This window comes from Enterobacter cloacae complex sp. P13B, from assembly GCF_014895915.1.
GTDB classification, from domain to species: domain Bacteria; phylum Pseudomonadota; class Gammaproteobacteria; order Enterobacterales; family Enterobacteriaceae; genus Enterobacter; species Enterobacter bugandensis.
Window position 1 is genome coordinate 50,838 of record NZ_JADBQN010000058.1, and the last position, 10,662, is coordinate 61,499.

General features: G+C 55.0%; 8 protein-coding genes. All 8 read right to left on the bottom strand.

Annotated elements, in window-relative coordinates:
• Nucleotides 1-13 precede the first annotated feature (13 nt).
• Nucleotides 14-991, bottom strand: coding sequence for an NADH-quinone oxidoreductase subunit NuoH (gene nuoH, locus IM273_RS21085; RefSeq protein WP_008500211.1), 978 nt, complete (start codon nucleotides 989-991; stop codon nucleotides 14-16).
• The gene (nuoG, locus tag IM273_RS21090; RefSeq protein ID WP_193050962.1) at nucleotides 988-3,711 is read right to left on the bottom strand and encodes an NADH-quinone oxidoreductase subunit NuoG; all 2,724 of its coding nucleotides are present in this window, start codon (nucleotides 3,709-3,711) and stop codon (nucleotides 988-990) included. Before nuoG ends, nuoH begins: the two co-directional genes overlap by 4 nt.
• A gap of 55 nt (nucleotides 3,712-3,766) precedes the next feature.
• Nucleotides 3,767-5,104: an NADH-quinone oxidoreductase subunit NuoF gene (nuoF, locus tag IM273_RS21095; RefSeq protein WP_006811381.1), complete on the bottom strand. Its 1,338-nt coding sequence runs from the start codon at nucleotides 5,102-5,104 to the stop codon at nucleotides 3,767-3,769.
• On the bottom strand, nucleotides 5,101-5,601 hold the full coding sequence (gene nuoE, locus IM273_RS21100; RefSeq protein WP_006176513.1) for an NADH-quinone oxidoreductase subunit NuoE: 501 nt from the start codon (nucleotides 5,599-5,601) through the stop codon (nucleotides 5,101-5,103). Before nuoE ends, nuoF begins: the two co-directional genes overlap by 4 nt.
• A 2-nt stretch (nucleotides 5,602-5,603) precedes the next feature.
• The gene (gene nuoC / locus IM273_RS21105) at nucleotides 5,604-7,406 is read right to left on the bottom strand and encodes an NADH-quinone oxidoreductase subunit C/D (protein WP_193050964.1); all 1,803 of its coding nucleotides are present in this window, start codon (nucleotides 7,404-7,406) and stop codon (nucleotides 5,604-5,606) included.
• Between the two features lie 89 nt (nucleotides 7,407-7,495).
• Nucleotides 7,496-8,170, bottom strand: a complete 675-nt coding sequence (gene nuoB / locus IM273_RS21110; RefSeq protein ID WP_003861482.1) for an NADH-quinone oxidoreductase subunit NuoB — start codon at nucleotides 8,168-8,170, stop codon at nucleotides 7,496-7,498.
• A gap of 15 nt (nucleotides 8,171-8,185) precedes the next feature.
• Complete coding sequence (gene nuoA, locus IM273_RS21115; protein WP_014171000.1) at nucleotides 8,186-8,626, bottom strand: NADH-quinone oxidoreductase subunit NuoA; 441 nt, start codon at nucleotides 8,624-8,626, stop codon at nucleotides 8,186-8,188.
• Between the two features lie 630 nt (nucleotides 8,627-9,256).
• Complete coding sequence (gene lrhA, locus IM273_RS21120; RefSeq protein ID WP_028013934.1) at nucleotides 9,257-10,195, bottom strand: transcriptional regulator LrhA; 939 nt, start codon at nucleotides 10,193-10,195, stop codon at nucleotides 9,257-9,259.
• Between the last annotated feature and the right edge of the window lie 467 nt (nucleotides 10,196-10,662).

Consider the following 10,662-nt stretch of genomic DNA (forward strand, 5'->3'; position numbering starts at 1 on the left):
GGTCTATAGCCCCTTATGGCTGCTGCCAGAGAATGACAGCGGCCGTTACCAACAAGTTGACGAGCGTCAGCGGCAGGCACACTTTCCAGCCGAAGGACATTACCTGGTCATAACGCGGACGCGGTAACGCTGCGCGAATCAAAATGAACATCATCATGAAGAACGCGGTTTTCAGCGCGAACCAGATGAACGGCGGTAAGAACGGGCCATGCCAGCCACCGAAGAACAGCGTTACCATCAACGCGGAAATGGTGACGATACCGATGTACTCGCCCACGAAGAACAGACCGAATTTCATACCGGAATATTCAATGTGGTAACCGTCGGCCAGTTCCTGTTCGGCTTCCGGCTGGTCAAACGGGTGACGGTGACACACCGCCACGCCCGCGATGGCAAAGGTAATAAACCCAAAGAACTGCGGAATCACGTTCCAGATGTCGGCCTGGTTGTTGACGATGTCGGTCATGTTGAATGAACCGGCCTGCGCCACCACGCCCATCAGGGAGAGCCCCAGGAACACTTCGTAGCTCAGGGTCTGCGCAGACGCACGCATCGCACCCAGCAGCGAGTATTTGTTGTTACTGGACCAGCCTGCGAACAGGACCGCGTAAACCGCGAGACCTGCCATCATCAGGAAGAACAGAATGCCGATGTTCAGGTCAGCAACCACCCAGGTCGGGCTGACCGGAACGATAGCAAACGCCAGCAGCAGCGAGGTGAAGGCGATCATCGGTGCCAGAGTAAAGATCACGCGATCCGAGAAGCGCGGGATCCAGTCCTCTTTAAAGAACATCTTGATCATGTCCGCGACAAGCTGGAGTGAACCACCCCAGCCCACGCGGTTCGGTCCGTAACGGTTCTGGAACAGACCGAGCAGACGACGTTCACCAAAGCTCATGAACGCGCCGCAGGTGACCACCACCAGCAGGATCACAATCGCTTTCAGAATGCTCAGCAGGATGTCGATAAGATCCGGCGTTAACCAACTCATGCTTTTGCCTCCTGCAGATTATCAAGACGCGCACCCGCCAGGACCGGCGCGATGCCTGGCATACCCATCGGCAGACCGACCTGCCCTGCTGTCAGATTTTCAGAAATAATCAGCGGCAGGCTGATGGTCTGGCCGTCATAGCTAAAGGCGATGTTCGCGCCCGCGTTAACGCCAAGCTTCGCGGCATCCGCCGGATTAAGCTTGATGTACGGCTGCGGCATGCGGGTCTGGAAGACCGGTGAACGCTGGGACAGCTCGTCGCTACCGAACAGATGGTAGTACGGGGCAATACGCCACAGACCATCCTGAGCCTGGAAGCTCGCCGGGACGGTGGTGAAGAAGTCCAGACCGGTTTCGGAAGCTTCAATCAGACGCACGCCCGGATCGCCGTGGCGCAGGGAGCCGCCCACTTCAGCCTGGAACTTGTTCCACGCCTGCGGGGAGTTCCAGCCCGGAGCCCATGCGAACGGGATTTGCGAACGCGGCGCAGACGGCTGGTTGTTCCCTTCCATCGAGAAGGCAAACATGGTGTCTTTATCCTGCGGCTGACGCGGTTCGTGCACGCTGATGTTGGCGCGCATAGCGGTACGGCCGCTGTAGCGGTGCGGTTCACGCGCCAGCTTCTGGCCGCGAATGCGGAAGCTTGCTTCAGGCGCGGCATCTTTAATGCCTGCCAGCTGAGGCAGTTTTTCCACCACCGCGTCGATAACGTGGTCGAGCTGCGTCCAGTCCACTTCACGGCTCTGCACGGTGCTGTGCAGGGAGTGCAGCCAGCGCCAGCTTTCCAGCATCACGGTGTTGCTGTCGTAGTACGCCGGGTCGTAAACCTGGAAGAAACGCTGCGCGCGGCCTTCGTTGTTGATAACGGTACCGTCGCTTTCTGCGAAGCTTGCCGCAGAGAGCACCAGATGCGCTTTGTCCATGATCGCGGTGCGCTGATGGTCAATCACCATCACCAGCGGCGCTTTGGAGAGCGCGGCGTCAACGCGAGCGGCAGACGCGTGGCGGTGCAGATCGTTTTCCAGCACCACAACGGCGTCAGCGGCACCGGATTCCAGTTCGCTTAACGCTTCTTCCAGCGAGCCGCCGCCAATCATGCCCAGACCGATGCTGTTTACCGCACGGGCAATCATGGTCACGCCAACGTCTGCACCGCGGCCTTTCAGGGCTTTGGCAACGTTCGCGGCGGCCTGAATGATTTCAGCGCTACCGGCGTTGGTTCCGGAGATAATCAGCGGTTTCTTCGCACCTGCGAGGGCCTGAACAATCACGTCGACCTTGTTTTGCAGGTCGCGATCCAGCTCAACGGCCGGTGAGCTGTTGTCCAGCGCGTGGGCAATGGCAAAGCCGAGGCGCGCCTGATCTTCAACCGGGGCGCAGTAGGTCCACGCCGCGATATCATCCAGACGGGTATTGTCGACGTTGGTTACAAACAGAGGGTGCTTAGCGCGCTGGCCGATGTTGAGGATCGCCGCAATCTGCCAGTCAGCCACTTTCTGCGCCGCTGCCATTTCACGTGCTTTACCCTTCACCGCCTGACGAACCGCCAGAGCCGCGCGGGCGCCGGTCTGCGTCAGGTCTTCACCCAGCACCAGGACCGCATCATAGGATTCAATTTCGCGCAGCGCAGGGGTATGGATACCGCCTTCACGCAGCACTTTCAGTACCAGCTGAAGACGTTCCTGCTCGCCCTGGGCGATGCCGGTATAGAAGTTTTCCGCCCCGACCAGCTCGCGCAGCGCGAAGTTGCTTTCGATGCTGGCGCGCGGGGAGCCGATACCGATCACTTTCTTCGACTGGCGCAGAATATCTGCCGCGCCCTGCATCGCCTGTTCAGCGTTCAGGGTAATGACGTCGTCGCCACGGCGCTGAACCGGCTGACGCGGACGGTCTTTCAGGTTCACATAGCCATAGCCGAAACGACCGCGGTCGCACAGGAAGTAGTGGTTAACGGTACCGTTGTAACGGTTTTCGATACGACGCAGTTCGCCGTAGCGCTCACCCGGGCTGGTGTTACAGCCGAGGGAACACTGCTGGCAGATGCTTGGTGCAAACTGCATGTCCCATTTACGGTTGTAACGCTCGGAGTGGGTTTTATCCGTGAATACGCCGGTCGGGCAGATTTCTACCAGGTTACCGGAGAATTCGCTCTCCAGCACGCCGTCTTCCGGACGACCGAAGTAGACGTTGTCGTGCGCGCCATAGACGCCCAGATCCTGACCGTCCGCGTAGTCTTTGTAGTAACGCACGCAGCGGTAGCAGGCGATGCAGCGGTTCATTTCGTGAGAGATGAACGGCCCCAGATCCTGGTTACGGTGGGTACGCTTGGTAAAGCGATAGCGACGGAAGCTGTGACCGGTCATCACGGTCATATCCTGAAGGTGGCAGTTACCGCCCTCTTCACAAACCGGACAGTCGTGCGGGTGGTTGGTCATCAACCACTCCACCACGCTTTCACGGAACTGTTTGGCTTCTTCGTCATCAATCGAAATAAAGGTGCCTTCGGTGGCTGGCGTCATACAGGACATCACCAGGCGACCACGCGTGTCTTCCGCGTTTTGATATTGCTTCACCGCACACTGGCGGCAAGCACCGACGCTGCCCAGCGCCGGATGCCAGCAAAAGTACGGAATATCGAGGCCAAGAGACAGACAAGCTTCCAGCAGGTTGTCCGCCCCGTTGACTTCGTATTCTTTGCCGTCTACATGAATCGTAGCCATTAGCATGCTTCCAGTTGGCTCGGTCGAAACCGAGCGTTAATCAAAATTCTTGTCGTTACCAGCGCGCTTTCAGCAGGTTCGGCTGAATACCATTGATCGAATGGGTATTGCTGAACGGCTGCTTGATGCCTGCTTCGAATTCGTCGCGGAAATATTTAATCGCGCTCTGCAGCGGCTCGACGGCACCCGGTGCGTGGGCGCAGAAGGTTTTACCTGGCCCTAAGAATCGACACAGTTGCTCAAGCGTCTCGATATCGCCCGGCTGGCCTTCGCCGCGCTCAATTGCACGAAGGATCTTCACGCTCCACGGCAGACCGTCACGGCACGGTGTACACCAGCCGCAGGACTCGCGAGCAAAGAACTCTTCCAGGTTACGTACCAGCGAGACCATGCCGATCTCGTGGTCGACGGCCATCGCCAGCGCCGTACCCAGACGGCTGCCTGCTTTCCCAATGCTTTCGAATTCCATCGGCAGGTCAAGGTGGGCTTCGGTCAGGAAGTCTGTCCCTGCCCCACCCGGCTGCCAGGCTTTAAATTTCAGGCCATCGCGCATGCCGCCGGCGTAGTCTTCAAGAATTTCGCGTGCGGTGGTACCGAACGGCAGTTCCCAGACGCCAGGGTTCTTCACGCGCCCGGAGAAGCCCATCAGCTTGGTACCGGCATCTTTGCTTGAGGAGATGCCCTGATACCACTCCACGCCGTTGGCGAGGATAGCCGGGACGTTACACAGGGTTTCGACGTTGTTTACGCAGGTCGGTTTACCCCAAACGCCGGAGCTTGCCGGGAACGGTGGCTTGGAACGCGGGTTCGCACGGCGGCCTTCCAGGGAGTTAATCAGCGCAGTTTCTTCACCGCAGATGTAACGCCCGGCACCGGTGTGCACGAACAGTTCGAAGTCAAACCCGGTACCCAGGATGTTTTTACCCAGAAGGCCGGCTTCGGTGGCTTCGGCAATCGCGCGACGCAGGTTTTCTGCCGCTTCGATGTACTCACCGCGCAGGAAGATGTAGCCACGGTACGCTTTCAGCGCAAACGCGGAGATCAGCATGCCTTCCACCAGCAGGTGCGGCAGCTGCTCCATCAGCAGGCGGTCTTTATAGGTGCCTGGCTCCATTTCATCGGCGTTACACAGCAGGTAACGGATGTTCATGGATTCGTCTTTCGGCATCAGGCTCCACTTCAGACCAGTGGAGAAGCCCGCACCGCCTCGGCCTTTCAGGCCGGAATCTTTCACCGCATTAACGATGTCGTCCGGCGCCATGCCGCCGAGGGCTTTACGCGCACCGGCATAGCCGTTTTTGCTCTGGTATTCGTCGAGCCATACCGGCTGTTTGTCATCGCGCAGACGCCAGGTCAGCGGATGCGTCTCAGCAGTACGAATTACAGTTTTCATTTGTACTGCTCCAGCAGGTCAGGAATCGCTTCCGGCGTCAGATGGCTGTGAGTATCCTCATCAATCATCATGGTCGGCCCCTTGTCGCAGTTACCCAGGCAGCAGGTTGGCAGCAGAGTAAAGCGTCCATCGAACGTGGTCTGGCCCGGCTTGATATTGAGCTTCTTCTCAATCGCAGCCTGAATGCCCTGGTAACCGGTGATGTGGCAGACCACGCTGTCACAGTAGCGGATCACATGGCGGCCAACCGGCTGACGGAAGATCTGGCTGTAGAACGTGGCTACGCCTTCTACGTCGCTTGCCGGAATACCCAGCACTTTCGCGATCTCATAGATCGCCCCATCCGGCACCCAACCACGCTGTTTCTGTACGATTTTCAGCGCTTCAATGGACGCCGCACGCGGGTCTTCGTAGTGGTGCATCTCGTGCTCAATGGCGGCACGCTCTGCTTCACTCAGCTCAAAAGCCTCGGTTTGTGGTTGTTGATTCTCGTGCATAATTAGCGGTCCACATCTGACATAACAAAATCGATACTACCCAGATACACAATCAGGTCGGAGACCAGACTGCCGCGGATGGCGGACGGGATCTGCTGCAGGTGCGCAAAGCTCGGCGTACGCACGCGGGTACGGTAGCTCATGGTGCTGCCGTCGCTGGTCAGGTAGTAACTGTTAATACCCTTGGTCGCTTCAATCATCTGGAAGGATTCTTGCGCCGGCATGACCGGGCCCCAGGAAACCTGCAGGAAGTGGGTGATCAGGGTTTCGATATGCTGCAGCGTGCGCTCTTTCGGCGGCGGCGTGGTCAGCGGGTGATCCGCCTTGAACGGGCCTTCCGGCATGTTGTTGAGGCACTGCTCAAGGATGCGCAGACTCTGGCGCAGCTCTTCCACTTTCAGCATCACGCGGGTGTAGCAGTCGGACACGCCGCCGCCCACCGGGACTTCAAAGTCGAAGTTTTCGTAGCCAGAGTAAGGACGGGCTTTACGCACGTCGAAATCAATACCGGTCGCACGCAGGCCAGCACCTGTAGTCCCCCACTCCAGCGCTTCTTTCGCGCCATAGGCAGCAACGCCCTGGGAACGGCCTTTCAGGATGGTGTTGCGCAGCGCGGCTTTCTCGTAAGACGCCAGACGTTTCGGCATCCAGTCGAGGAATTCACGCAGCAGACGGTCCCAGCCGCGCGGCAGATCGTGTGCCACACCGCCGATACGGAACCAGGCCGGGTGCATACGGAAGCCGGTAATCGCTTCCACCAGATCGTAGATTTTCTGACGATCGGTGAAGGCGAAGAAGACCGGGGTCATCGCGCCCACGTCCTGAATGAACGTGGAGATGTACAGCAGGTGGCTGTTGATGCGGAACAGTTCAGACAGCATAACGCGAATCACGTTAACGCGATCCGGGACGGTGATACCTGCCAGTTTCTCAACGGCCAGCACGTAAGGCATTTCGTTTACGCAGCCGCCGAGGTACTCGATACGGTCGGTATACGGAATGTAGCTGTGCCAGGACTGACGCTCGCCCATCTTCTCAGCACCGCGGTGGTGGTAGCCGATGTCAGGGACGCAGTCGACAATCTCTTCGCCGTCAAGCTGAAGAATTATACGGAATGCACCGTGCGCAGACGGGTGGTTCGGACCGAGGTTGAGGAACATGAAGTCCTCGTTTTCAGTACCGCGCTTCATGCCCCAGTCTTCCGGCTTGAAGGTCAGCGCTTCCATCTCCAGATCCTGCTTGGCTTTGGTCAGCTCAAACGGATCGAATTCGGTCGCACGTGCCGGGTAGTCTTTACGCAGCGGGTGGCCGGTCCAGGTCTGCGGCATCATGATGCGCGTCAGGTGCGGGTGGCCGTCGAAGGTCATGCCGAACATTTCCCAGGTTTCACGCTCATACCAGTTAGCGTTCGGGAAAAGTTTGGTGATCGTCGGCAGATGCATGTCGTTTTCAGACAATGCCACCTTGAGCATGATATCCGTGTTGCGGTCTATTGAGATCAGGTGGTAGAAAACGGAAAAATCCGCAGCAGGGAGACCCTGGCGGTGCGTTCTCAGACGTTCGTCCATGCCGTGTAAGTCAAACAGCATGACGTAAGGTTTTGGCAATTTCTTGAGGAAATCGACAACTACCAGCAATTGTTCACGCTTCACCCAAACAACGGGTACCCCGGTGCGGGTCGCCTGAACGGTAAAGGCATCCGGCCCAAAACGGTTGCGCAGTTCGCCAATAACGGGGTCATCAAGATGATCCCGGGTCTGCCAGGCGGCTTCTTGCGCGGTTAAGTCGGTCATATTGTTCACCATTGCAAATGGTCCGTGGTGACTGTTAAGCCTGGCTTCGCGCTATTTGAGTAGTGATATGCGAAGGTTTTCTCCAGGCCTACAGGCGCAAATTAAATTTCGTCAGGCGTACGCAGGTTGGTGACGGCAATACGTTCACCACGTTTACGCTCGCGCTCAGACTGCATGTTCGCGCGATAGACACCCTGATCGCCAACAACCCATGAGAGTGGGCGACGTTCTTTACCGATAGACTCCTGCAGCAGCATCAGCGCCTGCATATAGGCTTCTGGGCGCGGCGGGCAGCCCGGGATGTAAACATCCACCGGAATGAACTTATCAACGCCCTGCACAACGGAATAAATGTCGTACATACCGCCGGAGTTTGCACATGCTCCCATGGAGATAACCCATTTTGGCTCCAGCATCTGATCATACAGACGCTGAATAACAGGCGCCATTTTGGTAAAGCAGGTACCGGCCACCACCATCAGGTCAGCCTGACGCGGGGAAGCACGCAGTACCTCGGCCCCAAAACGCGCAACGTCATGCACCGCAGTGAATGACGTCACCATTTCAACGTAGCAGCAAGAAAGGCCAAAGTTGTATGGCCAGATGGAGTTCTTACGACCCCAGTTGACCATATCGTGCATGGCATGTTCGAGTTTGCCCATGTACACGCTTTTGTTGACTTCTTGCTCCAGGGGGTCGGTTACGATCTCCTGTTTTTGCAGGGGGTAACGGTCATTCTCACCGTTAGGATCTATGCGGGTGAGCGTATAATCCATCTTATTGCCTCGCTGTTACTGCTGACGATTAGAGATACTGTTTTCCGGGTTGATGTGTTCACGACGTGAACGCGCAGGCGTCCAGTCAAGCGCGCCAATACGCACCAGATAAACCAGACCGGCCAGTAGCACTAAAATGAAAATTGCGGCCTCGACAAAGCCCACCCAACCACTTTCGCGAATGGAAGTCGACCATGCGAACAGGTAGAGCGCTTCCACGTCGAAGATGACGAAGAACATCGCTACCAGATAGAACTTGGCAGACAGGCGTAAGCGAGCGGAACCTACTGAATCAATACCTGATTCGAAAGGTGTGTTTTTGTGCCTTGCACGGGCGCGACCGCCCAGGAACCAGCCGCCGACTAACATCAGGCAGCACAGGCCAATGGCTACAATAAGAAAGATTGCGAATGCCCAGTGATGAGCGATGACTTCTGTGGATGTTGACATACTCATTGCTTACTCATCAAAAGTGATACCGACGACACTGCTCTTGCTGGCAGATGGGCATCACATCGATTCATGGGGAGGAACAAATAACCTTACACTAACTGTCTGAAATGAGACGTAGACAGCAAAATGATGGGGTTTTTTACTCCTTTCTATAACCTATTGTCAACTTTAACAAAGGTTTCTTCACATTAAATTACATCGAGCGATTCTCATTAACATTTGGTGCCCTTTAACCCTGGTGGTTACCTGACTTTTCGTCAAATGCATGTTGTTGAATCGTGTCCGTTTTGGAAGTAAAAAAAATAACCCTCCTATTTTGACAGGATTTGCCAACGATTCCTCCCCCCAAATAGGAGTATTTTCTTGATCTGAGACACGCTTTTGTTAATTCACCCAAAAAACCGGCAACATATTTGCTGCTTTTTTAACATCAAGGGGTTATGGATGAAGTTAGAACGGAAAGTGAACAAAATTCAAGCAGAAGCATTTATTCCCTTGATATGTATGTTTTATTTATGAAAACCCTGTAACGAAAGAGGATAATAATGGCAAAAAAAAGCCACTGCGTGCGAAAACGGCACGAGTGGCTTTTTTTTACACTTACAATTTGTTACCAGAATTTTGAGCTTTTGATCACTCAAAGTCACCTTCAACGATCAGGGAATCATCCCCCCCTTCGGAGGTAACATGCTCGAACTGCCATGGGTTATGGTAATTTTCCATCGCCTCAAACACCACCTTCGCCAGCTCGTTATGACTGGACGCGTTATGGCAAAGCAGATACTCGGTATCCGGCAGCGCTGGGAGACCATCAGATTTACCGAGAACGCGCAGATCGGGGCTCATCATCTCTACCGGACGGGCCGTTACGCCAAGACCCGCTTTCACGGCGGCACGCACCGCGGGCAGCGTGGACGCTACATAGGCCAGACGCCACGGAATGTTGGCTTCATTTAACGCCGTAAGCACCATATCCCGGAAAGGACTCGGATCGTCCAGTAATACCAGCGGTACGGGTTCCCCTTTTTGCAACACGTATTCCGCTGCGCAATACCAGTGCGTTGGCGATGTGCGCAAGGTCAGACAATCAAACTGTCCGGGACGATGCGTCGTGACCACCAGGTCGACCTTGTTCTCATTTAACATCTCAACCATAAAGGCATTACGTTTTACGCTTACATCCAGCGCAAGCTTCGGATAAACCGAGCTAATTCGGTTGAGAAGAAACGGCAATATTGTATCCGCTGACTCATCAGATGCCCCTAAGGTTAACACCCCCTGAAGGTTGCTAAACATTAATGACATACATGCTTCATCATTAAAGCGAAGAATTTTCCTGGCATAACCCAGTAGCTGAATACCGTGTTCCGTTAAGAGCTTATTACGCCCGTGACGGGCAAAAAGCTCTTTCCCAACCAGTTGCTCCAGCCGCTGCATTTGCTGGCTAACGGCGGACTGAGTTCGGCAGACGGCGGCAGCAGCTGCTGCAAAAGTGTTGAGATCGGCGACCGCAACAAACGTTCTCAGCAGATCGAGGTCGAGATTCATTATCGGACGATTTGCATTTATCATATCTATTCACTTTCAGGTTGCTCGTGCGGAGCTGCCCGGGTTGAAGCTGTGTGTAACAGTTAAGCAATTCCTTCTGAAGGTTTTCCCTCGCATCCCGGCCCGGCAGACTGCCTGACAGATAGTTATTGTGCTGCTTTATATCAACAGTCAGAAAGCACGTTTCATGACGTTATTTTTATTCTCTTAAACGTTCAGGATATTTAGATGTTCGCAGGGTTATGTAAATTACATTAAAGGCGTAACACTTTTTCTGCCATCTTTTTCGCAGCGCTGTCAACGTAGCAGGAGATGTTTGACACATTCCAGCCAGAGATAACTCCAACAATAACAATCAATTAATTCGGAAAATCAGTTTCAAAAATGCAAAACCACTGCATCTTTCTACTGCTTTCCGTATAGACATCTTAACCCAAATCCACTTTATTTATAAGTCTTATTGCAATATTCAGGATTAAAGAGGTTTGGTA